Source organism: Lysobacter sp. KIS68-7, assembly GCF_021284745.1.
In the GTDB taxonomy this organism is placed as follows: Bacteria; Pseudomonadota; Gammaproteobacteria; order Xanthomonadales; family Xanthomonadaceae; genus Noviluteimonas.
Window position 1 is genome coordinate 2,097,056 of sequence record NZ_CP089925.1, and the last position, 25,660, is coordinate 2,122,715.

20 protein-coding genes and 1 tRNA gene are annotated in these 25,660 nt (G+C 67.0%); 18 read left to right on the forward strand and 3 right to left on the reverse strand.

The window, feature by feature from the left end:
- The first annotated feature begins 9 nt into the window (after positions 1-9).
- Both LVB87_RS10215 and LVB87_RS10220 read left to right on the forward strand, forming a co-directional pair.
- A tRNA-Thr gene (locus LVB87_RS10215) sits at positions 10-85 on the forward strand.
- Positions 86-243: 158 nt separating this feature from the next.
- Positions 244-1,617 carry a DUF1254 domain-containing protein gene (locus LVB87_RS10220; protein ID WP_232897866.1) on the forward strand — a complete coding sequence of 458 codons (1,374 nt, stop codon included), beginning with the start codon at positions 244-246 and terminating at the stop codon, positions 1,615-1,617.
- Here LVB87_RS10220 and LVB87_RS10225 read toward each other — a convergent pair.
- Entirely contained in the window at positions 1,614-2,108 is a 495-nt protein-coding gene (locus LVB87_RS10225; protein WP_232897867.1) for a hypothetical protein, read from the reverse strand. The two genes, LVB87_RS10220 and LVB87_RS10225, sit on opposite strands and share 4 nt — an antisense overlap.
- A 221-nt stretch (positions 2,109-2,329) precedes the next feature.
- Here LVB87_RS10225 and LVB87_RS10230 point away from each other — a divergent pair, with 221 nt between their 5' ends.
- The gene (locus LVB87_RS10230; protein WP_232897868.1) at positions 2,330-2,851 is read left to right on the forward strand and encodes a hypothetical protein; all 522 of its coding nucleotides are present in this window, start codon (positions 2,330-2,332) and stop codon (positions 2,849-2,851) included.
- A 15-nt stretch (positions 2,852-2,866) separates the two neighbouring features.
- On the opposite strand, the gene LVB87_RS10235 is transcribed toward LVB87_RS10230, so the two are convergent.
- A complete protein-coding gene (locus LVB87_RS10235; protein ID WP_232897869.1) occupies positions 2,867-3,382 on the reverse strand; it encodes an FUSC family protein in 516 nt (171 codons plus the stop codon).
- A gap of 207 nt (positions 3,383-3,589) precedes the next feature.
- On the opposite strand from LVB87_RS10235, the gene LVB87_RS10240 reads away from it, so the two are divergent.
- From LVB87_RS10240 to LVB87_RS10310, 15 genes are all read left to right on the forward strand, one after another.
- The gene (locus LVB87_RS10240; RefSeq protein ID WP_232897870.1) at positions 3,590-5,623 is read left to right on the forward strand and encodes a peptide-N4-asparagine amidase; all 2,034 of its coding nucleotides are present in this window, start codon (positions 3,590-3,592) and stop codon (positions 5,621-5,623) included.
- A 47-nt stretch (positions 5,624-5,670) separates the two neighbouring features.
- Positions 5,671-6,108 carry a low molecular weight protein-tyrosine-phosphatase gene (locus LVB87_RS10245; protein WP_232897871.1) on the forward strand — a complete coding sequence of 146 codons (438 nt, stop codon included), beginning with the start codon at positions 5,671-5,673 and terminating at the stop codon, positions 6,106-6,108.
- Between the two features lie 267 nt (positions 6,109-6,375).
- Positions 6,376-8,691, forward strand: a complete 2,316-nt coding sequence (locus LVB87_RS10250; protein WP_232897872.1) for a UDP-N-acetylglucosamine 2-epimerase — start codon at positions 6,376-6,378, stop codon at positions 8,689-8,691.
- Positions 8,692-8,825: 134 nt separating this feature from the next.
- Positions 8,826-11,087, forward strand: a complete 2,262-nt coding sequence (locus LVB87_RS10255; protein WP_232897873.1) for a polysaccharide biosynthesis tyrosine autokinase — start codon at positions 8,826-8,828, stop codon at positions 11,085-11,087.
- Between the two features lie 2 nt (positions 11,088-11,089).
- Positions 11,090-12,553 (forward strand): asparagine synthase-related protein, encoded by a 1,464-nt coding sequence (locus tag LVB87_RS10260; protein WP_232897874.1) that lies wholly within the window; start codon positions 11,090-11,092, stop codon positions 12,551-12,553.
- Positions 12,514-13,953 carry an asparagine synthase-related protein gene (locus LVB87_RS10265; RefSeq protein WP_232897875.1) on the forward strand — a complete coding sequence of 480 codons (1,440 nt, stop codon included), beginning with the start codon at positions 12,514-12,516 and terminating at the stop codon, positions 13,951-13,953. The genes LVB87_RS10260 and LVB87_RS10265 overlap by 40 nt, the downstream gene beginning before the upstream one ends.
- Positions 13,950-15,050: a right-handed parallel beta-helix repeat-containing protein gene (locus tag LVB87_RS10270; RefSeq protein WP_232897876.1), complete on the forward strand. Its 1,101-nt coding sequence runs from the start codon at positions 13,950-13,952 to the stop codon at positions 15,048-15,050. The genes LVB87_RS10265 and LVB87_RS10270 overlap by 4 nt, the downstream gene beginning before the upstream one ends.
- A gap of 3 nt (positions 15,051-15,053) precedes the next feature.
- Positions 15,054-16,022, forward strand: coding sequence for a quinone oxidoreductase (locus tag LVB87_RS10275; RefSeq protein ID WP_232897877.1), 969 nt, complete (start codon positions 15,054-15,056; stop codon positions 16,020-16,022).
- 359 nt (positions 16,023-16,381) lie between these two features.
- Positions 16,382-17,764 carry a polysaccharide biosynthesis C-terminal domain-containing protein gene (locus LVB87_RS10280; protein ID WP_232897878.1) on the forward strand — a complete coding sequence of 461 codons (1,383 nt, stop codon included), beginning with the start codon at positions 16,382-16,384 and terminating at the stop codon, positions 17,762-17,764.
- A 36-nt stretch (positions 17,765-17,800) separates the two neighbouring features.
- Entirely contained in the window at positions 17,801-18,970 is a 1,170-nt protein-coding gene (locus LVB87_RS10285; protein WP_232897879.1) for a hypothetical protein, read from the forward strand.
- Positions 18,967-20,133: a glycosyltransferase family 4 protein gene (locus tag LVB87_RS10290; RefSeq protein WP_232897880.1), complete on the forward strand. Its 1,167-nt coding sequence runs from the start codon at positions 18,967-18,969 to the stop codon at positions 20,131-20,133. Before LVB87_RS10285 ends, LVB87_RS10290 begins: the two co-directional genes overlap by 4 nt.
- A gap of 2 nt (positions 20,134-20,135) precedes the next feature.
- On the forward strand, positions 20,136-20,897 hold the full coding sequence (locus LVB87_RS10295; RefSeq protein WP_232897881.1) for a YdcF family protein: 762 nt from the start codon (positions 20,136-20,138) through the stop codon (positions 20,895-20,897).
- A gap of 123 nt (positions 20,898-21,020) precedes the next feature.
- Positions 21,021-22,094: a polysaccharide biosynthesis/export family protein gene (locus LVB87_RS10300; protein ID WP_232897882.1), complete on the forward strand. Its 1,074-nt coding sequence runs from the start codon at positions 21,021-21,023 to the stop codon at positions 22,092-22,094.
- Between the two features lie 153 nt (positions 22,095-22,247).
- Entirely contained in the window at positions 22,248-23,630 is a 1,383-nt protein-coding gene (radA, locus tag LVB87_RS10305) for a DNA repair protein RadA (RefSeq protein ID WP_232897883.1), read from the forward strand.
- A 100-nt stretch (positions 23,631-23,730) separates the two neighbouring features.
- Positions 23,731-24,171, forward strand: a complete 441-nt coding sequence (locus LVB87_RS10310) for a response regulator (RefSeq protein WP_232897884.1) — start codon at positions 23,731-23,733, stop codon at positions 24,169-24,171.
- Here LVB87_RS10310 and LVB87_RS10315 read toward each other — a convergent pair.
- Positions 24,098-25,660 carry a DHA2 family efflux MFS transporter permease subunit gene (locus tag LVB87_RS10315; protein WP_232897885.1) on the reverse strand — a complete coding sequence of 521 codons (1,563 nt, stop codon included), beginning with the start codon at positions 25,658-25,660 and terminating at the stop codon, positions 24,098-24,100. The two genes, LVB87_RS10310 and LVB87_RS10315, sit on opposite strands and share 74 nt — an antisense overlap.

Consider the following 25,660-nt stretch of genomic DNA (forward strand, 5'->3'; position numbering starts at 1 on the left):
CACGCCCTCGCCGGAATAGCTCAGTTGGTAGAGCGGCGCATTCGTAATGCGTAGGTCGTAGGTTCGATTCCTATTTCCGGCACCATAAAGAGAAGGGCTTGCAAGGCGCCACCTTGCAGGCCCTTTTTCTTTGCCCGCACCGGGACGGATCAGTAGTTTTACGGACCTCGCGGCCGATGAATTGCGGTCGACGCTGACACGAAGCGCGCGCCAGCATCGGTCCTCCTTCAAGGAGGCGCCGACATGACGACCGTCGTCCCGGGTCCGGTTCCCGGAACCCGCATCACCGAGGCTTACGCGCGCCTGCTGACGCGCGAGGCGTACGTCTGGGCCTGGCCGATGGCCAACATCTACAACAAGCGGCTGGCCTTCGCGAAAGCGCCCGAACCGGGCTTGTTGGGAGGCGTGCTGCCCTTCCCGCCGCTCAACCGCATGTCGATGCTCACCGATTACGTCGATCCGGCGGAGCGTGCAGTCGCCTGTCCGAACCAGGATGTCGTCTACGGTGGCGGGCCGTTCGCGTTCGACGTGAGCCCCGTCGTCGTGCAGGTGCCCGACTTCGGAAGCCGCTTCTGGGTGTACCAGATCGTCGACCTGCGCACCGACAGCTTCGCCGACCTCGGCGCCATGTACGGCACCAAGCCCGGGTTCTACCTGCTCGTCGGGCCCGGCTGGAAGGGCGACGTGCCCGCGGGCATCACGCAGGTCTTCCATTCGGGAACGAACACGGGCTTCTTCGCGCCCCGCGCGTTCCAGGACGACACGCCGGAAGACAGGCGCGCCATCCAGGCCGTCATCAACCAGATCGACGTGTATCCGCTCGCCGAGTTCGACGGAAAGATGAAGACGCACGACTGGTCGAAGTTGCCGCACTTCCCGCAGCCCGAAGGCAGCGGCGCCGAAACGAAGTGGGTGTTCCCCGAAACCTTCATCGATCAGTTGCCGCTGCTGCTCGACGACGCCACGCCGCTGCCGGGCGAAGCGTCGAAATACGCAGCCCTGCGCGAACTCGTTGCGGTCGCGGGCAGGGATCCGAAGCTGAAAGCGGCCATGATCGACGAGGCGAAGAAAGCCGACGCCGAGATCGTGGCACCGCTCTTCGAGTTCCGAAACTACGGCGTTCCGTTGCCGCACCACTGGACGACCATCAACAATGGCGCGGCCTTCGGCACCGATTACTTCACGCGCACCGCCGTCGGCAAGTCGAACATCCTGGTCAACAAACCGAACGAGACGAAGTACTTCTACCAGGACCTCGACGAGGACGGGCAGCGGCTCAACGGCGCCAATCGCTACACGGTGACGTTCGCGAACGGCCAACTGCCGCCGGTGAAAGGATTCTGGTCGCTCACGCTGTACAACCAGCACCACTTCTTCGAACCCAACGCGATCAAGCGCTATTCGGTGGGCACGAAGAACAAGGACCTGCAGAAGGCCGCGGATGGGTCGCTCACGATCCACGTCCAGGCGGACGAGCCGAAGGAACCTGCGCAACGCGCCAACTGGTTGCCGTCACCGAAGGGCGCTGATTTCTCGCTGTATGTGCGGGCGTACTGGCCGGAGGAGGCGATCACCCGCGGCCAGTGGACGCCGCCGGCGGTCGTGAAGGTCCGTTAGGCGCCAGAGGGCCGGAACCGCCGCACGGCCACGATCGTCAGCGCGACGAACACCAACAGCACCACGCCTTGCGCGATGGCGAAGGGCGGCTCCGCCTGCATCGGTGCCAATGCGTGCAAGGGCGGCACCTTTGCAAACAACTGCACGACCAGTACGAAGACGTTGAGGTACAGCGAAATCATCGCGCCGGCGACATAGATCCATCGCCACGCACCGGCCCACCTGCGCGCATACAGCGCGTAGAGCGTGGGCACGAGGACGAGCGCGGACACGATGCCGGTGCCGATCGCCGGCGTGAACCCGCGGAACGGGAACAGGAATCCGGTGAGCGTCGTCGCCACCGTGGTCCACAGAAACAGCGTCGTCCAACCCGGCATGCGTTGCGAGGCGAGCAGCCCCTTGGCCACCACCAGGCCCGCCACGATGGCGACCAGGCTGAGCACGACATGGAACAAGGTGAAAGGGTGCGTCAACGGCAGGACTGGTTGCATGGCGATCAGGCTCCCCGGGAGTCAAGCGAGAACAACGTCGTAGACGCTTCGCGAAGGCCAGCGCGTGACCGGCATCACTGAGAAGAATTCCCGGATCCTTTGCCTCGGCCAGTTGGAAATAATGCTTGCGGGCCATTGGGGAGCCCGCGCCTGCACGCTTCGCGTGCCGTGCATTTCTTTCATCAACCAGGGGATGGATTTTGAAGAAGACGTTGATCGCAATGACCTTGTGCGCCCTCGGTGCGCTGCAGCCCGCCTTCGCGCAGGACGCCGCCTCCGCCACCTCCGCCGCACCCGCGGCGGCCGAAACGCCCGCACCCGCCGTGACGCCTGCGCCGGTCGCAACGGCGAAGTCCCTTCCGAAGCTGGTCATCAGCTGGGACTGCGGTGACTGCGAGCACAACGACAAGGTGCCGGGCCTGATCGAAGAGGCCTATGCGAAGGAAGCGAAGGAGCGCGGCTACACGGTGTCCGAGACGGAGACCGCCGACGCGGCCATCGTCGACATCCGCCAGCGCCCGCCGGGCGTGCGCGTGATGTTCGGCTTCATGGCGGGCAAGGATCGACTCGGTCTGCGCATTCGCTATCAGGGCCACGAGTACGCCGTGTCCGACTACGAGGCGAACGCCATCCTCGGCATGAACCATCTTTCGGCATCGGTGGCGAAGCGTGCGGTCGTTCGCATGATGCTGTCGCCGCCGGAAACGGCGTCGGCGGCGCCGACGGAGACGTCGGGCAAGTAATCGATTCCCGATGCGTCATTCACGGCCCCGCTTCACGCGGGGCCGTTTCGTTTCAGTCGCCGCTTCCTCGTGCTCGCGCATCCACAAAGGCACCAGGCCGACGAGCTGCGCCGCACCGATTCCCACCAAGGTCTCCCACGCACGCGCGAATGCGTAGTGCCAGGGATCGGCGCGATAGGCGAGCATCACGATGGCCGCGACGTAGCCTGCCACGCGCGCCGCCGATGGCTCGAGTCGCATCAGGTAGGTGACCAGCATCGACGCGAGGATGGCAACGCCCAGCGCAATCGGTCCGACGGGCAGCAGGTGCAGCAAGACCGCGCCGGACGCGGCACCGATGACCGTGCCCGCCATGCGTTGCCATCCGAGGCGGCGCGTCATCGCGGGCGACAGGTCGGTCACGATGATCGCGCCGACCAACGCGTAGATCGCGTAGTCCGCGTGCAGCAACGTCGCGACCCAGTACGCGAGCCCCGCCGCGGTGGCCGCGCGCACGGAGACCTGGATCGCAGGGGTGGCCAGCAGGCGCATGGCGCGCACTGTAGGGCAAGCGACCGTGCGGTCGCACCACGGCCGTTGCAGCGCACCATCCGCCGTGGCGCCGATGTTGCATTCCGGTCACCCATCGGTCGGGAACGCAATTCAGCGCAATGAAGCAACTCAGCCGTTGCGACGTCCACATATTCCACACATTTCCCGCTCCACGGTCGTCCGCGTCCAAAGGAGGAGGGCGGGGCCATGGGAATGCAGATGACCGCGCGCGCAGGCGCGATCGCGGGAACGGCGGTGCTCGCGCTGAGTGCGTGGGCGTTGAGCGGCACGCGGATGACGTCGACGTCGACGATCCCGGGCGCACAGGCGCAGCGCGCAGTGGCGACCTCGCCAGGCAACAACGCCTACACCAACTCCGCGGTGGCCGCGCACTACGCGATCGCCGCGGCCCTCGCGCCTTCCGCCGCCGGCGCGGATCCGCTGCAGGTCGAACCGCGTGTGCCGCGCGCCGCGGGCGCGACCTGCGTGCAGACGATCATGACGAACACGCTGATCGTGCGCTTCCCCGAGATGGAACCGCTGCCGGTGCCCGCGACCTCGTGCCCGGGTCCGTATTCGAAAGTCGTGCTGGTGGTCGAACTGACCGGCCCGCGCGAGAACGCCGACCCGTCCGGCAACATCCAGTTGTTCTACACGGACTTCGCGAACAACAACGCCGGCACGCTCTGGGCGGGCTCCACGCAGATCACCGACGACATCGCGCTGTGGCGCTTCGAGCGCGACGTCACCGAGATCTCGAAGTACTTCACGCGTCCGGAAGCCGCCAAGTTCCCGGGCAGTTTCGACAACGACTACCTGGTCTTCAACGAACTCGCAGCCAGCGTGCGCTCCGTGCGCCTGGTGTTCTGGCGCGCGACGCCGACCACGCCCGCGCAACGCGTGGCGGACGAGGTGTTCCCGCTGATGCCCAATGGCGACGCCTACGGCAACAACGCCAACTTCGAAGGCACCTTCCCGCGCAACACCATCAAGGCCTATGCCGACGTGTATGCGCAGGTGCTGGGCACCGACCGGCGGATCTGGTCGAACTGCGCGCCGGATGCGTCGTTCACCGCCTTCCCGTTGCTGCACCGGGCCTACGCGATGGGCGATTCGCATTCGATCTTCGGCGACCCGCCGCATGGCTGCAACGGCGGCAGCTTCCGCGAAGTGGAAGTGCTGGTGGACGGTACGCTCGCAGGGCTCGCGCCGGTGTTCCCGTGGTTGCCGAGCAACATGACGAATGCACTGCGCAACACGGTCAACGATCCGGCGCCGGGCGTGCAGGCACTGAACTTCATTCCCTTCCGCGTCGATCTCACTCCCTTCGCAGGTCGCCTCAACAATGGCGCGGTGCATAACGTGACCGTGCGCATTGCGGGCGAAACCTCGTCGCAGGCCTTCGTCGGTGGCCAACTGATCCTGTACACCGATCACGGGCGCGCGGTCGTGCCGGGCGCGGTGACGGCCAATTCGCTCGCCGCCGCGAGTCCCACGGAAACGAACAGCTTGTCGCAGACCAACCAAGGCTGCGCGTGGGCCATGTCCGTCCTGTGCCACCACCTCACCGGCACGGTGACCACGCGTGCGCGCCGCGATTTCCGAATCGACGGTTACGTCGACACGTCGAGCGGTCGCATCCGGAGTTCGGTCATCCAGAGCAACCGCTTCACCAACGCGGTGACCTGGGACGTGACGGGGCCGGACGTGCAGTCCGACGGCACATTCACTTCCTTCCTGCAGCGCGTGCGCTTGTCGAGCAACGTCGACCGCACGAGCTATCGCACGCTGGGAAGCACGCTGCTCAGCGAGGACAAGATTGCCACGAGCTATCCGTTGACCATCGATTACTTCCAGGATGGCCAGTGGCGGTCGGGCGACGAGTATGCCGGCATCAGCTCCGAGCACATCGACATGGACGTGCACCAGGCGCGCAGCATCCGCACCTCGCAGTTGCACCGCGGCACGCCGCGGTACGACACGCACGTGCTGGACGTGTTCGACGGCACGCATCACTGGCTGGCCGAGACCGAACCCACGGCGGCGGACTGGAACTCCAGCCGCGACTACCTGTTCACCGACAACCGCGGCGGCTGCTACAGCGCGGGGCTGACCACCGAGGTCGGCGAGCTGCAGACGCGCACGCGCGGCGATGCCTGCCCCGGCGGCATCAATGCCCTGCGCTGGTACTCGCATCCGGACGGTTCGCCGGATTCGATGGGGTGGGCGCCCGCACCGTGACGGGCGCGCCATGAATACGTGGGGGCGCTCGGCTAGACTGCGCCCCCATGATCCATCGCATCCTGATCATCTGCGTCGGCAACATCTGCCGATCGCCCATGGCCGAAATCCTGTTGCGCAAGCACCTGGGCGGGGGCAACGAGGTCGTCGTCGAATCGGCGGGCCTGGCTGCGCTCGTCGGCAATCCCGTCGATCCGCTCGCGCAACGCGTGCTCGAAGACAACGGCCTGAGCGGGGAGGGGCACGCGGCGCGACAGGTGACGCCCGAAATGATCGGCCGCGCCGACCTCGTGCTCGCAATGCAGAAGCGCCACGTCGATGCCATCCACGCGATCTCGCCGCAGGCGCGCGGCAAGACTTTCCTGCTGGGGCGTTGGGAGGGCAATTGCGAGGTGCCGGATCCCTACGGCAAGACACTGCCGGTGTTCGAGGACAACTTCCGGCTGATCGACCGCACCGTGCAAGCCTGGCGCATGCACCTTTAGTGCCAACGGATCGGTCCATGGAAGGAGAACGCGGGAAACAATTGCACTCGGCCATTCCGACCACCGATGCTGAACGGACCGATATTCGGTGCGTTTCGACGCACGATTAACGTTCTTTCTTCACCTTTCCAACAACCCGGCCTCAATAGCCTCTCCAGAACCTGTTGCGGCGCAGCGTTTCGTTAACGCTGCGTGGAAGCGGCAGGACCGGGGGCGGCGCCGCTGCATCGCCTCACCGGACATGTCCCGGTCATCGAGAGGCGCTGCATGGAAGAAGCAAAACTGGTGGCCGCAAGTGCGATTGCGCTGGCCGTAACGCTCTTCGCGATCTTCTCGCTGCGCCCGATGGCGCGGCGGCTGGGTCTCGTGGACAAGCCCGGTGGACGCAAGGCGCACAGGGGCCGCGTGCCCCTGATCGGCGGGCTGTGCTTCTTCTTCGGCACCGTCGTGGGCCTGGCCTATCTCGGATACGTCGACGGCTTCGTCGCGAGCCTGCTCGTGCCGTGCGCGCTGATCGTCATGACCGGCGCGGTCGACGACCTCAACAACCTGAGCGTGAAGTCGCGCCTGATCATCCAGGCCAGCACCGCATGGCTGGTGATCGGCGCGACGGGCGTGTACCTGGACAGCGCAGGGCACCTCCTCGGCGACCAGGTCCTGCAACTCGGCATCGTCGGCATCCCGATCACGATCGTCGCAGTCATCGGTTTGGTGAACGCGTTCAACATGATGGATGGCATCGATGGCCTCGCCGCGGGCATGGCGATGGTGACCATCGGCACGATCATGCTGTTCGCGAATGGCGGCTGGCCGGTGATCGGCGTGGTGCTGCTGCTGCAGGTGCTGTTCGCCGCGCTCGTGCCTTATCTGTGCGTCAACCTGGGCTGGCCCGATGGCCGCAAGGTCTTCATGGGCGATGCGGGCAGCACGCTGATCGGCTTTTTGATGGCGTGGAGCCTGATCTACCTGAGCAACCAGAAGGTCGGCGTGCTCGCGCCGGTGGATACGCTGTGGTGCGTCGCGTTGCCGGTGATGGATACGCTGGCCGTGATGCAGCGCCGCATGCGCCTGGGGCGCTCGCCGTTCAAGCCCGATCGCAACCACCTGCACCACCTGCTGGTGGATGCCGGTTTCCCGCCGCGCATCGCGCTGGCGATGATCGTCGGGCTGGGCCTTGCGCTCGGCGCGCTCGGTTACCTGCTGCGCGATGTTGCCGAGCCGCTCAGCCTGGCCGCGTTCTGCGTCGCGCTGGCGCTGTACATTACGCGCGCACCGACCGTGATCGCTGCGCTCGCGGGCCTGTTCGTGAAGCCCGTGGTCGTGCACGGCACGCATCCGACCATCGAGGCCTTCTCGCCGCTTCCGGTGCATGCGCCGGGCTCGGGCGTGGTCAAGGCGCTGTTCGTGCTGGGCGCTTCGCCGGGCGCGGCGCAGATCGCGCCGATCGTCGAACAGATGGGGCGCGATGCACGCTTCGAAGCGCGCGTGTGCATCGCCACGCAGAGCGCCGAACATCCGGAGCGCGTGCTCGAGCTGTTCGACCTGGTGCCGGACGTGCGCGTCACGCTGGCCGACGACGTCGACGACGATGCGCAGGTCACCTCGGCCGCGCTCGGTGGCATCGACCGCGTGCTGCACGACTTCCACCCGGACATCGTGCTGGTGCCGGGCGGCGCGCCGACGAGCGTGGCGACCGCTCTGGCTGCGACTTACCAGCACATTCCGGTGATTTCCGTCGAACCGGCGGGCACCGCGGCGCCGCACGCGGCGCAGGACGCCACGCGCAAGGTGATCGGCTCGCTCGCCGCCTTGCACTTCACCGCCACCGAATCGATCGGGCGTTCGCTGATCGCCGACGGCGTGCCGTCCGATCGCGTGCTCGTCACCGGCGATCCGGCCGCGCGCACGCTGCACACCGCCGTCGAACGCATGCACCACGACGAAGAAATCCTGCGCCGCCTGACGCAGCGTTTCGGCTTCCTGCGCGAGGACGCGCCGCTGCTGCTCGTGCTCGGTCGCGAGAAGATGGGCGAACGCCTCGAGCCGCTCGCGCGCGCCTTGCGTCGCATCGCGCTGCGTCGTCCCGACATCGATGTCATCTGCCTGATGCCGCCCTCGCGCAACATGGATGGCATCGACGGCATGCTCGGCGCCTTCGCCAACATCCACCTGGTGGCGCCGGACGAGTACCTCGACTTCGCCTACCTGGCCGATGCGGCCTACCTGGTGGTGGCGGTGGCCGGCGACGTCGCGGCCGAGGCTGCGCCGCTGGGCAAACCCGTCCTGTTGCTGAACAACGGACCCGAATCCGGGGCTGGCGGACCGCTCACCAGCGAGACCCCCAACGTCCGGCGCATCGATATTCACGAGCAGACCATCTCCGATGTCGTACTCAACCTGATCCAGGACCGGCACGCCTGGGAGCTGCTGCGCAATCCGGAGCAGCCGCGGGTGGATGCATGCGAGCGCATCGTTGAAGCGCTCGCTGCGTTGCGGCCCGCCGCCGGAACGGTCGTTCCGCTCGCGCCGGTCGCGGACCTGGTGCGCTACGCATCGGGCGACCGCATGCGCGAGGTGTCCTGAGGGGCCAGCAGGGCAGGCATTGCGGGTCGCGGCGAGAGGAGCGCCCGGCCCGGTGTGGCGCGTTTCATCCGCGACGCAAGGCGTGCCTGTCTTTTCAATTCGAACGCACCAATTCCTGACGAGAGCGATGACTGATGGCGACTTACCTTTCGACCCGCACCAGCCCACCGCCCCAGATCGTCCCGCCTTCGGTGCGCGACGAGGAAATCGACCTGCGCACGCTGTTGTCGACGCTTGGCGACAGCAAGCGGATGATCCTCTTCGGCACCGTGATGTTCCTGCTGGCGAGCGTGCTGTACGTGGTGCTCGCCACGCCGAAGTACGAAGCCTCGGCAACGGTGCAGGTCGAGCGGCGCACCCCGACCTTCCCCGGCTTGTCGGCGAATTCGGCCGCGCAGTCCAACACCGGCGAATCGGCGGCGACCACCGAAATCCAGTTGCTGACCTCGCGCAGCGTGCTCAGCGAAGCGCTCGACAACCTCGACCTGGACGTACAAATCGAGCCCGCGCGCTTCCCGTTGTTCGGCAGCTACATCGCGCGCAACTTCGCGCCTTCGCGCCCCGGTGAAGTGAACTCGCCGTGGTTCGGCCTGGCGCGATACGGTTGGGGCGGCGAGAAGCTCGAGATCGCGCGCCTGGACGTGCCGCAGGAACTCGTCGACCAGCCCATGCGCCTGGTGGCGGGCGAGGGCGGCAGCTACACGCTGTATGACCCCGAAGGCAACCTGCTCGTGCGCGGCGTCGCCGGCCAGCCCGTGCAGGCGGGCGGCGTGAACATGCTCGTGCGTTCGCTGCATGCCAATCCGGGCATGCGCTTCGACGTCACGCGCCTGAACTCGCTCAACATCCTCGCGCAACTGCGCAAGGACATCAGCGCTTCCGAACAGGGCCGCGACTCCGGCGTGATCGCGCTGACCTACCAGAACGAAGACCCGATCCTCGCCCGCCAGGTGCTCGAGCAGATCAGCCGTGCCTACGTGCACCAGAACGTGGCGCGCAATTCGGCCGAAGCCGCCAAGCGCCTGCAGTTCGTCAAGCGCCAGCTGCCGAACGTGCGCAAGGAACTCGACAAGGCGCAGGCCGCGCTCACCGCCTACCAGACGCGCACGCAGACGCTCGATGTCACCGTGCAGAACCAGTCGCTGCTCAACCAGACGGTGGGCATCGAATCGGCGATCAGCCAGTTGCGCATCCAGCAGGCCGACCTCGCGAGCCGCTTCACGCCGCAGCATCCGACCTACAAGGCGCTGCTCGCGCAGATCGCCCAGTTCGAATCGCAGAAGGCGGCGTTGCGCGGCCGCATCGCGGAACTGCCGGAGACCCAACAGGGCCTGTTCCGCCTGACCCGCGACGTCGAGGTGACCAACCAGACCTACGCCAGCCTGCTCGACCAGGCGCAGCAGCTCGACATCGCGCGCGCCAGCGCGGTCGGCAACGCGCGCATCATCGACCCGGCCGCGGTCAACTACGAGAGCCCCGCGTGGCCGAAGCCGATCCCGGTGATCGCCGGCGGCACGCTGCTCGGTGCGTTGCTGATGATGGGCTTCGTGCTCGTGCGGCAGATGATGCGCCGCGGCGTGGAAGACCCGGCGGACATCGAACTGCTCGGCCTGCCCGTGTATGCGTCGATTCCGTACAGCGAACGCGGTCGCGAACTCACGCTCAACCCGGCGCGTTTCCCGAACGGCCAGCAGAAGCTGTTGGCGCTCAACGCACCGACCGACCTTGCGATGGAAGCGCTGCGCAGCCTGCGCACGAGCCTGCACTTCGCGCGCTTCAAGACCAAGAACAACCTGCTGATGATCTCCGCGCCGAGCCCGGGCGTCGGCAAGACCTTCGTGTGCGCGAACCTCGCGGTGACGATGTCGCAGGCCGGGCAGCGCGTGCTGTTGATCGACGCGGACATGCGCCGCGGCACGCTGCACCACGCGGTGGGCGTGCGATCGGAAGGCGGCCTGTCCGAACTGATCTCCGGCCAGATCCCGCTGGAAGATGCGATCCGCAGCGTGCAGGGCGCCGACAACCTGTCCTTCATCTCGCGCGGCGAGATTCCGCCGAATCCCTCCGAGCTGCTGATGAACCCCGCGTTCAACGAACTGCTCGAACAGGTCGGCCCCCGCTACGACATCGTGATCATCGATACGCCGCCGGTGCTGGCGGTGACCGATGCGGCGGTGATCGGCCACCAGGTCGGCACTTGCCTCATGGTCGTGCGCTTCGGCCTGAACCAGCAGCGCGAGATCGCGCTGGCCAAGCAGCGCCTGGAGCAGAACGGCGTGGAAGTGAAGGGCGCCATCTTCAATGGCGTGCAGAAGCGCAGCGGCGGTCATTACGCCTACACGTACTACGAGTATCTCCCCACCTCCGGTAGCGGCAAGCACAGGGCGTATCGCTGACAATGAATGTCTCCACGCTCGACACGCGCAGCTACGCACCGCCGGCCAGTGCATCGGCGGCGCCGAAGCAGATCACGATGTCGCCGTACTACGGCACGCCGGACTTCTCAGGCCTGTCCGGAAACACCGCGCCCGCGCGCACCATCGACCTGGTGTCGGTGGCCGACATCCTGCGCAATGCCTTCGTCTATCCGCCGCACTCGATCTTCGAGGACGTGAAGCTGGTGACGTTCGGGTTCTCGCCGTCGCAGGACATGCTCGTTGCGCCGGAATTCCACTTCAAGTTCCGCGACTCCGGCAAGCGCGGCGAAACCGAGGAATCGCAGGATTGGGTGGGCACCTACCATCGCCTGCTGGTGGAAGCCGTCGCAGAATCCACGCGGCAGTCCAAGCATCCCTGGTTGTTGCAGAGCGGCGGCAAGGATTCCACGACGCTGGCCATCGCCGTTGCGGATGCCAGGCCGGACGCGACGTGCATCACCTACCTGGGGGGGCGCGAGGAAGACGAAGTCGATTCGGCGACCTTCGTCGCCAAGACCCTCGGCCTGCGCCACGAAACGCTGACCTGCGATCCGGGGCGCGCGTACGACCGCTACCTCGCCGTGGCCGACCGCATGCCGCTGCTCACGGCCGACTTCGCGTTGCTGTCCTACGTCGACCTCGCGACCGAAATCATCGGGCGCGGCGGCGATGGCGTCATTGATGGGCTTGGCGCCGACAGCTACTTCGGAACGCCGATGTCGCGCCAGCAACGCATGCTCGCGCGGCTCGCACGCCGCATGCGCTTGCCGATCAACCTCGCGGAGATGCCGTTCGTCGAACGCAACTTCGAACTGTGCTTCCTGCTGGGTACGCTGCAGATGGAATCCATCGAGCGGGTCTTCCCCGGCTCGCGTTTCACCGACGCGGAAGTGGACGAACTCTTCGGCCGCCCGATGTCGCAGGAATCCTACAAGCGACTCGACGTGTTCCGCGAAGAGATCGCCACGGCCGCCAGCCAGGACGAGTGGCGCGACATCTCCACGTCCATCGCGGGCTCGGCCGGTGCGTTCGCGAAGGGCTTGTACACGTGCAGTGCGCTGGGCATGCACGCGGCCTATCCGTTCTGCGACGTGCGTTTCAGGGAATGGGTGTATCGCGAAGTGCCACCGCACCAGATGATCGATCCGGAAAGCAGGGTGAACAAAGTCCTAGTGCGCAGCCACATCGCCACGCGATTCCCGGAACTGCCTTACGTGAGGAAGAAGGGCAGTTTCCGTTTCGACCTGAGGGGGTTGGCGTCGAGCCGCTTCGACACGGTGCACGACTTCGCGGTGCAGGCGCGCGACGTGCTGCCGGGCGCCGTGACGTGGCTGGAGCGCAATCGCCATCGACTCGGCAACAAATATCACGCCTCGAAGTTCTACCTCCTTGCAGTGGTGCTTCCATGGATCCAGCTGCACCGTTCGGACGCGACGCCGCCGTGAGCGTGGTCGTGCCGCAAGTGGCGTCCGCACCTGCGCTCGCCATGCGCGGTGTGTTCGCGGCCGCGGACACGCAGCGCATCGACCCGGTGTCGGTGGCCGACGTGCTGCGCAACGGGTTCGTGTATCCGCCGCATTCGATCTTCGAGGGCGTGGACATGCAGGGCCTGTCCGCCAACCTGGCGGGGCGCGACCCCTCGCGCGATGCGTATCGCTTCCGCTTCCGCGAGAACGGCAAGCAGCACGATGCCAACGCCAAGGCGACGCCGGATTGGGTCGCGCGCTACCACCGCCGTCTTTGCGAGGCGATCGAGGCGAGCTGCGCGCAGGTGCGTGCGCCATGGTCGTTGCAAAGCGGAGGCAAGGATTCGACCACGATGGCGATCGCGCTCGCCGACGCGCGGCCCGACACCACGTGCATCACCTACCTCGGTGGAAGCGAAGAGAACGAAGTTGCGTCCGCGCGCAACGTCGCCACGACGCTGGGGCTGCGGCACGAGGCGCTGGTGTGCGATCCCGGCCGCGCCTACGACCGTTACCTCGAAGTCGCGCCGCGCATGCCGTCGCTCACCGCGGATTTCGCGTTGCTGTCCTACGTCGATCTCGCCTTCGAAATCCTGGCCAACGACGGCGACGGCATGATCGACGGCCTGGGATCGGATACGTATTTCGGCATCCCGGTCAATCCGCAGTACAAGGTGCTCAAGTGGCTCGCGCTCGGCATCCGCCTGCCGCGCATCGCCACGGAATTGCCCTGGGTCGGCGACAACTTCGAGTTGTGCTTCGCGCTCGGCACACTGCAGATGAACTCGGTGGAGCGCGTGTTCCCCGGCTCGCGCTTCACCGACGGCGAAGTGGACGAACTGTTCGGCCGCGACATCGCGAAGAAATCGCGCGAGCGGTTGCTGCCCTTCCTGTCCGAGATCCGCTCGGCCACGAGCCCGGAGGAGTACCGCGTGCTGTCGCTCTCGATCGCGGCGGCCGCGGGCGGATTCGCGAAGGGCATCTACACCGCCGAGGCGACCGACCTCAAGATCGCCTATCCCTTCTGTGATCCGCACTTCTGCGATTGGGTCTATCGCGAGGTGCCCGCGGAACTGCAGATGGATCCGGTCACGCACATGAGCAAGGTGATCGTGCGCCAGCACATCGCCACGCGCTTCAAGAACCTGCCGTACGTGGCGCACAAGGGCAGCTTCCGCTTCGACGTGCGCGGCCTGGCCTCCGCGCGCTTCGACCAGGTGCATGCGCAGTCGCTGGAAGCCCGCGAGATGTTGCCGGGCGCGACGCGCTGGCTCGAGCGCAATCGCACGCGCATGGACAACAAGTACCACGCATCGAAGTTCTACCTGCTGGCGGTGTTGTTGCCCTGGCTGGTGGGCCGGCGCGGGGCGGCGGTGTGAGCACGCCGCAGGGCGGGGAACCCACGGGAATCGGGCGACGCACGCTGCTGCAGGGCGCAGCAGCCTCGGCCTTGCTGTGGTGCGGGCGCGGGGCGATTGCGGGGGCTGCGCGCACCGTCGACGTGCGTAAGTTCGGCGCCCGCGGCGACGGACGCGCCGACGAGACCGACGCCTTCGAAGCTGCGCTCGCTGCACTGCCGGGCGGCGGCATCCTCGATGTCCCCGCAGGCGACTACATGATCGATACGCTGCGCAGCATCCGCCTGCATGACGGCGTGCACCTGCGCATGGCGCGCGATGCGCGCCTGCTCGCGCAACCCAATGCCGCGCCGCGGTCCTACGTCATCCTGCTGCGCGGCGTGCGCGACATCCGCATTTCCGGCGGCGCGATCGTGGGCGACCGCGACCGCCACCTCGGACTCGATGGCGAGTGGGGCCACGGCATCGCCATCTATTCGGTGCGCAACCTGGTCGTTTCCGACATCCATATCTCCAAGTGCTGGGGCGATGGCATGTCGATCGGCGGGAAGGCGGCGCAGGGCGGGCAACCGGCGACGCCGAGCATGGACATCGAGATCGCCAACGTCACCAGCACGGGCAATCGCCGACAGGGCTTGTCGATCGGACGGTCCCGCCGCGTGTGGGTGCATGACAGCGAGTTCAGCGGCACGGGCGGCACGCCGCCGCAGGCCGGCATCGACGTGGAGCCCGACAAGGGCGACATCGTGCAGGACGTGCGCATCGAACGCTGCGTGTTGCGCGGCAATCGCGGCCCGGGCATCCAGGTGTGGAAGGACACGCATGAGGTATCGATCAGCGACTGCACCATCGAGGACAACCGCAACGCGGGCATCCTCGCCGTGGGCGCGAACGACCTGACGATCCGCGACAACCGCATCCGCGACAACACGCAGGTCGGCATCGCCTTGCGCAAGGGCACGCAGCAGGTGTCGATCAGCAAGAACGTGTTCGAACGCAATGCGCCCGGCCGCCCGCGCGCCTCGCGCGATGGCCGCGATCCGCGCTGGGCACGACACCTGGAAGTCACCTCCGACTCGAGTGCGGTAGAAATAGCGCCCGACAATCGTTTGGACTGACCCATGCACGCGCTCACGTTCTCCCGTTTCGGCGGCCCCGAGGTCCTGGAATGGACGGCCTTGCCGGATCCGCAACCTGCGCCGGGCATCGCCGTCGTGCGCTCGCGTGCGATCGGCCTGAACTTCGCGGATGTGTATCGGCGGCAGGGGCGTTACCACCTGGCGGGTTCGCCGCCGTGGATCGCCGGCTATGAAGGGGCGGGCGAGATTGCGGCGTTGCATGCGGACGACGCGGGTGGCGCGTTCCGCGTCGGCCAGCGCGTCGCCTTCGCCGACAGCGCGTTCGCCAACGCCGAACTGGTCGCGGTGCCGCTGGATCGGTTGATCGCCTTGCCCGACGACATCGGGTTCGATGTCGCGGCTGCATTGCTGCTGCAGGGACTGACCGCGCAATTCCTGCTCGAAGACAGCCACGCGGTGCAGGCGGGCGAATGCTTGCTGGTGCATGCCGCCGGTGGTGGCGTCGGCCAGCTGCTGGTGCAGCTCGCACGCGCGAAAGGTGCGCGGGTGATTGCACTCGCATCATCCGAAGACAAGCGTCGCGCGGCGCAGGCCGCCGGCGCCGCGCATGCCGTCGATTCGGGCGAAGGCTGGGTCGAACGCGTGCGCGCGTTGGCGCCCGATGGCGTCGACGTGGTGTACGACTCGATCGGTCGCACGCTGATCGACAGCCTCGCGCTCGCGCGCACCGGTGGCACGGTCGTGTTCTATGGCATGGCCGCGGGCGATCCCGATCCCGTCGATCCCCGCGTGCTGATGGATCGCTCGCTGACGCTGGTCGGGGGCGACCTCTGGAACGTGCTGACCAGCGCGCAGGCGAGGCAAGCCAAGGCGGATCGCCTGTTCGCCGCGGTCCGCGGTGGCGCCCTGGCCGTGAGCGTGGCGGCGCGCTTCCCCCTGCGGGAGGGGGCGAAGGCGCATGCCTTGCTCGAAGGGCGGGGCAGTGTCGGCAAGGTGCTGTTGATCCCCTGAGAAAAGCTGAAGGCGAAGGCGCATGCCTTGCTCGAAGGGCGGGGCAGTGTCGGCAAGGTGCTGTTGATCCCCTGAGAAAAGCTGAATGCGCGGGGTTACGGGCCGCCCGTCTTACGAAATTTTCACATCGTCACAAATTCGCATTTCCGCGCGTGACAGCCCGTGCATGCCCTCCGTAGTGTCGGCCCGCCGACGAAGCAATTCGAAGGACGCCGGGGCCCAGCGCAAAGCGCGGACCCGGCGCGGGGCGGACGCGCTGGGGGGCGCTTCCGCCCCTTTTTTTTTGCCCGGCCGATGCGCTGGTCTTCACGCCTGCGTCGTTATCGTCCCGCAGCTCATCCGCGGGGAAAGACAGGGGCATGGAGGAACCGACCGCAACGATGTCGACGGGCACGCCCCCCGCATCCGATCCCTCGCGCCTCGCCCAATGGTTAGTCCCCGGCTGGAAGCGGGGGCTGAAGACCATTTCGATGCTGGGCGCGGCGACGGCACTCGGCGCGGTGTTCGTCTTCCTCACGCAGACGCTGCTGGCGCGCGAGCTCGGCCCGAAAGCCTACGGCTTGTTCGCTTCGTCGCTGGCCACGGTCACGATGATCGCGCCGCTCGCCGGTTTCGGGCTCGGGCAGTTCCGCTTGCGCGTGTACGGCGTGGAAGGCTGGGCGGCGAGCCGATGGGTGAAGCCGTCGCTGCGTTTCAGCGTCGGCACCACGTTGCTGGCGCTGGCGATCATCGTGTTCTGGGCGATCTTCATCGCGCCCGACGCGGATACGCAATTCGCGCTGATCGTGCTCATGCCGGTCGTGCTCAGCGTGCTGGCCATCGAGTTGATGAGCAACCAGACGCGCCTGGAAGACCGCTACGCGAAAATGGCGTCGTGGCAGATGGCGATTCCCGCGAGCCGTTTGGTCGCCGCGGTGATGCTGCTGCTCATCCCGAACCTGACCGAACGTTTCGTCGCGGTGAGCTACGGCGTGATTTCGCTCGGTATCGTGGCGCTGGCGGTGCCGCAGTTGCGCAACATGCTGCGCGGGGAAATCGACCTGCGCGGACACGGCCCGCGCCGCGAGATTCCCGGCCCCGTGCAGGTGCCGCGCGTGGCCGACGTGTGGGCGCAGTCGTGGGCCTACGGTCTGTACGCCGTGTTGTATCCGGTGTTCTTCCAGGTCTCGACCATCCTGCTCAAGTACCTGGGAAGCAACGCGCAGGCCGGACGCTGGGCGATCGCCCTGGCGGTGATGAGCGCCATCTACCTGATCCCCGCGACCATCTACCAGAAGTTCCTGATGGGCAAACTGCTGCGCTGGGCGCACCACGACCCGCACAAGTTCTGGCTCGTCTACAAGCGCGGCAACGTGGGCATGACCGCGCTGGGCATTGCCGTGAGCTTGTCCATGGTGGCCGTTGTGCCCTACGTCGTGCCGTTGGTCTTCGGTGAGAAATACCGCGCCGTCGTGGGGATCCTGTTCGTGCTTTCCCTCTGCCCGCCGATCCGTTTCCTGTCGACTTCGATGGGCTCGGCATTGCTGACGGATGAACACAACCGCTACCGCGTCTATGCGATGGCCTGGGCGACGCTCGTCGCCGTGGGACTGAACGCCCTGTTGATTCCCCGGTTCGCGGAAATCGGTGCGGCCTGGGCCACGGTCGTGGCCGAACTCGTGCTGCTGTTCGGTACCTGGCATGGCGTCCGCCACTTCCATCGGGCCAAGCGCGCCCACGGGCGGCACGGGGGTCATCAATGACGACCCGCTCACGCTGCGCTGGTTATTGAGAAGCCCATGCAGGACGTTCCCTACGCCGATCTCGCTGCCGAACACCGGGCGCCCCCTTCGCGCAACACGCTGGGGAAGGCGAGCGTGTACGCGATCTTCATCTGCTGGACGCTGTTCGCGGTGTTCATCTACAGCCGGTATAGCCAGCTGGGCGACGCGCGCGCATACATGAGCGGCGGTTACGACGACGAAGCCTCGGCGCGTACCTACATGGTCACGCAGATCGCGACGACGCTGATCGGCCTGCTGCGCGTGGACGTGCTCGCGCACCTGGCGTTCTCGTTGTACGCGGCCACCGGCGTGGTGTACCTGGTCGGCCAGGCGCGTTTGCATGGCGCCTATCGCTGGCCGTTGCTCGCCTTGTTGCTGACGCCCAGCTTCGGCGTGTGGGCGTCGGTGGTGGGGCGCGAGTCGCTGTACATCGGGACGCTCGGCTTCTTCATGGGCGCGATGGTCGGTTACTTCCGCGCGCGCGGATTGCATCGGCTCTTGTTCGCGATGGTGTGCGTGGCGGGCATGGTGTTCATCCGCGCGCCGTTCGGTGGCGCGATGGCGCTGTTCTTCCTGATGGCGTGGATGCTGATGCGCGGGCCGCGCGTCGGGCTCAGCCTGGGCGTGCAGGCGATGATGCTGCTGACGGCGGGCGCGATCGTGGTGGTGCTCGCGTGGCCGCAGTTGGACGACTACATCGCCGGCGAAGTGCTGCCCAAGGCACGCAGTTACTTCACGATCTATTCCGACTCCACGCGCATGTGGATCAACATCCAGACCAGCCGCGAGTTGTTCACGAGCCTGTGGTGGACGCTGCCGTTGGCGGTGGTGGGCCCGACACCGGGCGAAGTGCTGGCGCGTCCCGTGCTGTTGCCTTTCTTCGTCTCCGGCCTGGTCGTGTTCTTCCTGTTGCTCTATGCGATCCAGCAGGCCTTTCGTGCGCCGGCGGGCCTGCCGCGCAAGGTGCTGGTGCTCGGCTGGCTGCCGGCGATGCTCGTCACGCTGATCGCCTACGTGCCCTTCGGCGTCTACAACGCCGGCAGCGGCATCCGCTATGCCTCGTGCTTCCTGCTCTTCCTCGTCTTTCCGTGGATGTTGCGTTCGGCGATGGCCGCGGCGGCCGACCAGCCGGCCTCGGTGCGCCGACGCAACCACCTCCACTACCACCTTGCGGAGCTCCGATGAAGTTCGTCTTCTATGCGAACACCGACTGGTACCTCTACAACTTCCGCCTCTCCACTGCGCTGCAGCTGAAGGCGGAAGGGCACGAGGTGGTGATGCTGTCGCCGCCGGGAGAATTCGGCGAGCGCTTCGCCGACCACGGCATGCGTTGGGTCGTGCTCGCGATGGATCGCGCCAGCCTCAATCCGGTGCGCGAAGTCGCCGTGCTGCGCGACCTCACGCGCGTGCTGCGCGATGAACGCCCCGACCTGTTGCACAACTTCACCGTGAAGTGCGCGATCTACGGCGCGCTCGCCGCGCGCGCCGCGGGCGTGCCCGCGGTGGTCAACGCGGTGGCCGGCATGGGGTACGTCTTCGCCAGCGACCGCATGCTTGCGCGCACATTGCGCCCGATGGTCAAGCTGCTGATGCGCGGCACGCTCGGTAGCAAGCAATCACGCCTGATCCTGCAGAACCCGGACGATGCGGACGCCTTCGTGCGCGCGCGCCTGGTGCCGGAACAGCACATCCGCGTGATCCGCAGTTCGGGCGTGAACCTCGAGCGCTTCCTGCCCGTGGTGCCCGTCGCCGAACCGCGCCCGCTGCGCGTGCTGCTCGCCGCGCGCCTGCTGTGGGAGAAGGGCATCGGCGAGTACATCGAGGCGGCGCGCATGTTGCGCGCGCAAGGGCGCAACATCGACTTCGTGGTCGCTGGTTCACCCGATCCGGGCAATCCGCGCTCGGTCAGCCGCGAACAGGTGGAAAGCTGGGTCGCCGAAGGCCTGGTCGACTGGCGCGGCCATGTCGAGGACATGCCCGCGCTGATGCGCTCGATGGACGTGATCGCCTTGCCCAGTTACTACCGCGAAGGCGTGCCGAAGAGCCTGATCGAAGCGGCGGCCTGCGGGCTGGCCGTGGTCACGACGAACCTGCCGGGCTGCCGCGAAGTGGTCAGCGAACATGGCGTGGACGGCCTGCACGTGGAGCCGCGTTGCGCGCGTTCGCTCGCTGAGCACATCGCGCAGCTCGACGACGATCGCGCGCTGGTGCGTCGCCTCGGCGACTGCGCGCGACGCAAGGCGATGGAGCACTTCGACGAGCAGATGGTGATCCGCCGCACGATCGAGGTGTACGACGAATTGCTGCCGCACCGCCGCGCATCGCGGCGCCGGGCCCGGGCGGCCTGATCGTGTCGTTGCTGCGCGATGCGCTCGTTGCGCTGACCTATCCGCTTGCCCTGACGCTGGCGGTGCTGCTGCTCGCCTTGCTCGCGCATCGCCTGCGCTGGATGCGCACGGCCGGCGTGCTCGCGCTGGCGGCGTTCGCGTGGTCGGCGTTCTGGTCGATTCCCCACAACGCGGAATGGCTGCGCAGCTCGCTCGAGGATCGCTACGTGGTCGCGCCGGATCCTGCGTCCTTGCCGAAGGCCGATGCGATCGTCGTGCTCGGCGGCGGCGGTTACACCTGGATCAACCGGCCCGGCGTGACGCTGGAGAAACTGAAGTACAGCCGCCTCGCGGCGGGCGTGCGCCTGTACGACGCCGGCCGCGCGCCGCGCGTGATCCTCTCCGGCGGCGGCGAAGGCGTGCGCACCGAAGCATGCAACATGGCGCGCGGCATGGAAAAGCTCGGCGTGCCGCATTCGGCCCTGCTGATCGAAGAACGCAGCACGGACACCACGACCAATGCGAAGTACAGCGCGCAGATCGCGCGCGAGCACGATATCCATCGCGTGCTGCTGGTGACGTCGGCGCTGCACATGCCGCGGGCGAGCCTGCTGTTCCGCCGCAACGGCATCCAGGTGGTGGAGGTGCCGGTGCCCGAACCGACGGCCGGCGAATCCTGGGCGGACCGGTGGTTGCCGAGTCCCCGGGCGCTGTGGAAAAGCGGCCGGGCGCTCAAGGAATATGCGGGCCTGCTGGCCCTGTGCGTGGAAGGAAAGACCACGTGAAGGATGCGCCGACACACGGTGGGGGCGTTTTCACGCGACGCGCGCATTCTCGTCCGTAGGCTGCCGCGGACAACCTGAATTCGGCCCGCCGATGCGGTGCCGCCCAGCTAGGAGGGCTCCACCTTGAACACCCATCTGCCTCGCATCCTCGCGCTGGCCACCATGCTCGCGCTCACAGGCTGCATTCCGGGCCAGAAGTTGTCGGTGCACGCCCCCGGGACGACCGTGGCGGCCGGCCAGGAAATCCAGGTGCAGCCCATCACCGCGGAGATGGTGTCGGGCAAGCGCCAGCCGGTGACGCTGCCGGCGGAGCTCACGTCCTTCCAGCCGACGGCCTACCACGTCTCGCCCGGCGACACGCTCATCATCACCGTGTGGGACCACCCGGAACTGACCACGCCGGCCGGTTCGCAGCAGCAGGCGATCACCAACGGCCGCCAGGTGCAGTCGGACGGCACGCTGTTCTATCCCTACGCCGGCAAGATCAACGTCTCCGGCATGACCGTCGAACAGGTGCGCGGCACGCTGGAGAAGAAGCTCGCGCGTTACCTCAAGGAACCGCAGATCGACGTCAACGTCGTCGGTTTCGGCGGGCGCGTTTCGTTGCAGGGCGCCTTCACCAGCACCGCGCCGCAGGACACCACCACCGTGCCGCAGACGCTGGCGCAGGTGGTCGGCCGCGCAGGCGTGGATGTCGCCAACGCGGATCTCTCGGGCCTGGTGCTCACGCGCGATGGCCGCAACTACAACATCGACCTGGATGCGATCAATCGCGACGGCGTCGCGCAGGACATCTACCTCAAGCCCGGCGATCGCCTGTACCTGCCGTACAACGATCGCAAGGAAGTCTACGTGGTCGGTGAAGCGCGCCAGCCGCAGGCGATTCCGTTCAAGACGACCGATATCACGCTGACGCAGGCGCTGGGTCGCGCCGGCGGCCTGAATCCGGAAACCTCGAAGGGCGCCGCGGTGTATGTCGTGCGCGGCATGTCCGACCAGGGCGATCCGGCGGCCGTCTACAACCTCGATGCCACCAATCCGGCGGCCTATGCCGTCGCCTCGCGCTTCCACCTGCGCCCGGGCGACGTGGTGTGGATCGGCCCGGCCGGCATCACCCGTTGGAACCGTTACATCACGCAGTTGCTGCCGTTCTCGGGCCTGATCCGGAACGCCGCGGCAGCGGGCAACGATCTCTGAGGAGAGAGCAGGGAAGCGACGCCAAGGAGGGCGACGCAAGGCCGGGCCAGGTGCCCGGCCTTCTTTTTTGCGCGGATCGCCGGGCGTGTCTTATCGCCTGAGATGGCGGCCGGTACAGTGCAGCTTCGTCCTCGCCTTTCGAAGTCCGCGCGCATGGCCAAGTCCGCCACCAAACGCTCCGCCCACGTCTGCAACGAATGCGGCGCCGATTACGCCAAGTGGCAAGGGCAATGCGATGCGTGCGGTGCATGGAACTCGCTGAGCGAAATCGCGCTGGAAGCCGCGAACCAGGCGCCCGCCGCGCGCCGGTCCGGCTGGGCCGGCAAGGTCGACCCGCCGAAGGTCACCGCACTGCGCGACGTGCGCAGCAGCGAAGACGCGCGCGTGCCCACCGGCATCGGCGAATTCGATCGCGTGCTCGGCGGCGGCTTGGTGGAAGGCGCGGTGGTGCTGGTGGGCGGCGATCCGGGCATCGGCAAGTCGACGCTGTTGCTGCAGGCGCTCGCGCAGATGGGCACGACCTTGCCGGGACTGTACGTCACGGGCGAGGAATCGCTCGCGCAGGTCGCCGGCCGCGCCATGCGCCTCGGGCTGCCGATCGATGGCTTGCATGCACTGGCGGAAACCGGCGTCGAACGCATCCTCGAACAGGCCGTCGCGCATCGCCCGAAGGTGATCGTTGCCGATTCGGTGCAGACGTTGTGGACAGAATCCATCGGCGCAGCGCCCGGTTCGGTAAGCCAGGTGCGCGAGAGCGCCGCGCGCCTGGTGCGTTACGCGAAGGAAACCGGCACCACGGTGTTCCTCGTGGGCCATGTCACCAAGGAGGGCGGCATCGCCGGTCCGCGCGTGCTGGAACACATGGTGGATGCGGTGCTGTATTTCGAAGGCGAGAGCGGCAGCCGCTTCCGCGTGTTGCGCGCCTTCAAGAACCGCTTCGGCGCGGTCAACGAGCTCGGCGTGTTCGCGATGGGCGAGAAGGGCCTGCGCGAAGTGCCCAATCCTTCCGCGATCTTCCTTTCCGGCGGCAGCACCGCGCAGCCGGGCAGTGCGGTGATGGTCACGCGCGAAGGCACGCGCCCCTTGCTGGTGGAAGTGCAGGCGCTGGTGGATGGTTCGCCGCTGTCGAATCCGCGCCGCGTCGCGGTGGGCCTGGAACAGAATCGCCTCGCCATGCTGCTGGCCGTGCTGCATCGCCATGGCGGCGTGGGCGTGGGCGACCAGGACGTGTTCGTCAACGTCGTCGGCGGCATCCGCCTGCAGGAAACCGCGGCGGACCTCCCGGTGCTGCTCGCGGTGCTGTCCTCGCTGCGCGATCGGCCCCTGGCGGAGAAGACCGTGGCCTTCGGCGAAGTCGGCCTCTCGGGCGAGATCCGCCCGGTGCCCAACGGCGAGGAACGCCTGCGCGAAGCCGCGACGCATGGTTTCAAGCGCGCCATCGTGCCGAAGGGAAATGCGCCGAAGGCCGGCGCGTTCAAGGGGCTCGAAATGATCGCGGTGGAGCGCTTGGGCGACGCTTTGTCCGCCGCGGTCTGAGACGAAGCGCAGCGCGATCCCAGTCGTTTCGGGACATCTCCGTGCTTCGCGCGTGTGGCGAATGGCTATGGTCGAGGTGCCTCCACCGCACCTGCGCACCATGGCCCACATCCTGATCGTCGACGACTCCCTGCTCGACCGCACGCGCGCCGTCGAAGCCGTGCGACTGCTCGGGCATTCGCCCCTGGTCGCCACGGATGGCAACAGCGCGTTCGACCTGTGTCGGTCCGCGCCCCCCGACCTGGTGCTGATGGATCTTGTCCTGGCCGGCGGCGAGGACGGTTACGCGGTCACGCGGCGCCTCCGCAACGATCCTGAGCTGTGCGACATCCCCGTCGTCATGGTCACCAGCCGCGACCAGCGCAGCGATGCGTTCTGGGGATACCGCCAGGGCGCGGCGGGCTACGTGACCAAGCCCTACCGCGCGGAAGAACTTGCGAGCGTGATCGCGCGCCTGCTGGTGGAGGTCAGTGCCCGCCGGCGGCTTCCGGGCCGGCCTTCGCCTGGAACGGCGGCTTCGCGATCCAGACGAACGCGATGACGCACAGGAAGATGATGCCGAGCAGGTGGAAGATCTCGTTGAAGCCGATCTGCGCCGCCTGGTTGGAGATCATCCGTTCCAGCACCGCCGCACCGCGTTGCAGGTCGCCGTTGCCGAGCATCAATGCGGTCTGCATCGTGTCCGGATCGTAGGCCGACAGCTTTTCCGTCATGTGCGCGTGGTGCACCGCGCCGCGTTCGGTCCACGCATACGTGGTGAGCGATGCGGCGAAGCTGCCGCCCAGCGTTCGCATGAACGTGGCCAGCCCCGAGCCCGCCGCGATCTCGTGTGGTTGCAGGTCCGACAGCAGGATCTGCAGCACCGGCATGAAGAACAGCGCCACGCCGAAGCCCTGGAACAGCTGCACCAGCGCGATGTGCCTGAAGTCCACGTCGAGGTTGAAGCCCGCGCGCGCGAAACTCGTCAGCGACATCGCGATGAAGGCCACGCTCGCCAGCGCGCGCAGGTCGAACTTGTGCGCATACCTGCCCACGAAGGGCGTGAGCAACACGGGCAGGATGCCGATCGGCGCCGTCGCGAAGCCCGCCCAGATCGGCGTGAACCCCAGGTTGCGCTGCAACCACAGCGGCACGAGGATGCCGACGCTGAAGAAGGCCGCGTAGGCCACGACCATCGCGATCGTCCCCGCGGTGAAGTTGCGGTGGCGGAACAGGCGCAGGTTGACGATCGGATCCTTGTCCGTCATCTCCCAGATCACGAACACGATGAGCGAGATGCTCGAGAGGATGGCGAGCGCGACGATCAGGTTCGAACGGAACCAGTCTTCGTCGTTGCCCAGGTCGAGCAGGATCTGCAGCGCGCCTACGCCGAGCACGAGCGTGACGAGCCCGACGTAATCCATCTTCGGCTTCTCGAGCCGTTCCGGGCGCCCCTTCAGCTGCCGGCCGACCACGAACGAAGCGAACAGTCCGATCGGCACGTTGATGAAGAAGATCCATTCCCACGAATAGTTGTCGGTGATCCAGCCACCGAGGATCGGACCCGCGATGGGCGCCACGACCGTGACCATCGCGAGCAGGGCGATGGCTTGCCCGCGTTTGTGCGCGGGATAGATCGAGATCAGCAGCGCCTGCGTGATCGGGTACATCGGGCCGGCGACGAAGCCCTGCAGCGCACGCGCCGCGACGAGCAGGCCCATGCTGTTGGCCAGGCCGCACAGCAAGGACGCAACGACAAACAAGGCCGTGGCCCACACGAACAACTTGCGCTCGCCGAAGTGGCGCGTGAGCCACCCGGTGAGCGGCAACGCGATCGCGTTGCTCACCGCGAAGGAGGTGATCACCCACGTCGCCTGGTTCGCGCTGCCGCCGAGGTTGCCGGAAATCGTCGGCAACGAGACGTTCGCGATCGTCAGGTCGAGCACCTGCATGAACGACGCGAGCGCCAGGCCCAGCGTCGTCAGCGGAATGTTGGGCGGGCGGAACCCTGCCTGGGGCAGGGCGCCCGCGTTGGCGGTCGTGGCGGACAT

What these genes read in the sequence shown, in the direction of transcription:
- LVB87_RS10220 (WP_232897866.1), top strand. Translation starts at nt 244, where the DNA reads ATGACGACCGTCGTCCCGGGTCCGGTTCCCGGAACCCGCATCACCGAG.
- LVB87_RS10225 (WP_232897867.1), bottom strand. Translation starts at nt 2,108, where the DNA reads ATGCAACCAGTCCTGCCGTTGACGCACCCTTTCACCTTGTTCCATGTC.
- LVB87_RS10230 (WP_232897868.1), top strand. Translation starts at nt 2,330, where the DNA reads ATGACCTTGTGCGCCCTCGGTGCGCTGCAGCCCGCCTTCGCGCAGGAC.
- LVB87_RS10235 (WP_232897869.1), bottom strand. Translation starts at nt 3,382, where the DNA reads ATGCGCCTGCTGGCCACCCCTGCGATCCAGGTCTCCGTGCGCGCGGCC.
- LVB87_RS10240 (WP_232897870.1), top strand. Translation starts at nt 3,590, where the DNA reads ATGGGAATGCAGATGACCGCGCGCGCAGGCGCGATCGCGGGAACGGCG.
- LVB87_RS10245 (WP_232897871.1), top strand. Translation starts at nt 5,671, where the DNA reads ATGATCCATCGCATCCTGATCATCTGCGTCGGCAACATCTGCCGATCG.
- LVB87_RS10250 (WP_232897872.1), top strand. Translation starts at nt 6,376, where the DNA reads ATGGAAGAAGCAAAACTGGTGGCCGCAAGTGCGATTGCGCTGGCCGTA.
- LVB87_RS10255 (WP_232897873.1), top strand. Translation starts at nt 8,826, where the DNA reads ATGGCGACTTACCTTTCGACCCGCACCAGCCCACCGCCCCAGATCGTC.
- LVB87_RS10260 (WP_232897874.1), top strand. Translation starts at nt 11,090, where the DNA reads ATGAATGTCTCCACGCTCGACACGCGCAGCTACGCACCGCCGGCCAGT.
- LVB87_RS10265 (WP_232897875.1), top strand. Translation starts at nt 12,514, where the DNA reads ATGGATCCAGCTGCACCGTTCGGACGCGACGCCGCCGTGAGCGTGGTC.
- LVB87_RS10275 (WP_232897877.1), top strand. Translation starts at nt 15,054, where the DNA reads ATGCACGCGCTCACGTTCTCCCGTTTCGGCGGCCCCGAGGTCCTGGAA.
- LVB87_RS10280 (WP_232897878.1), top strand. Translation starts at nt 16,382, where the DNA reads ATGGAGGAACCGACCGCAACGATGTCGACGGGCACGCCCCCCGCATCC.
- LVB87_RS10285 (WP_232897879.1), top strand. Translation starts at nt 17,801, where the DNA reads ATGCAGGACGTTCCCTACGCCGATCTCGCTGCCGAACACCGGGCGCCC.
- LVB87_RS10290 (WP_232897880.1), top strand. Translation starts at nt 18,967, where the DNA reads ATGAAGTTCGTCTTCTATGCGAACACCGACTGGTACCTCTACAACTTC.
- radA (WP_232897883.1), top strand. Translation starts at nt 22,248, where the DNA reads ATGGCCAAGTCCGCCACCAAACGCTCCGCCCACGTCTGCAACGAATGC.
- LVB87_RS10310 (WP_232897884.1), top strand. Translation starts at nt 23,731, where the DNA reads ATGGCCCACATCCTGATCGTCGACGACTCCCTGCTCGACCGCACGCGC.
- LVB87_RS10315 (WP_232897885.1), bottom strand. Translation starts at nt 25,660, where the DNA reads ATGTCCGCCACGACCGCCAACGCGGGCGCCCTGCCCCAGGCAGGGTTC.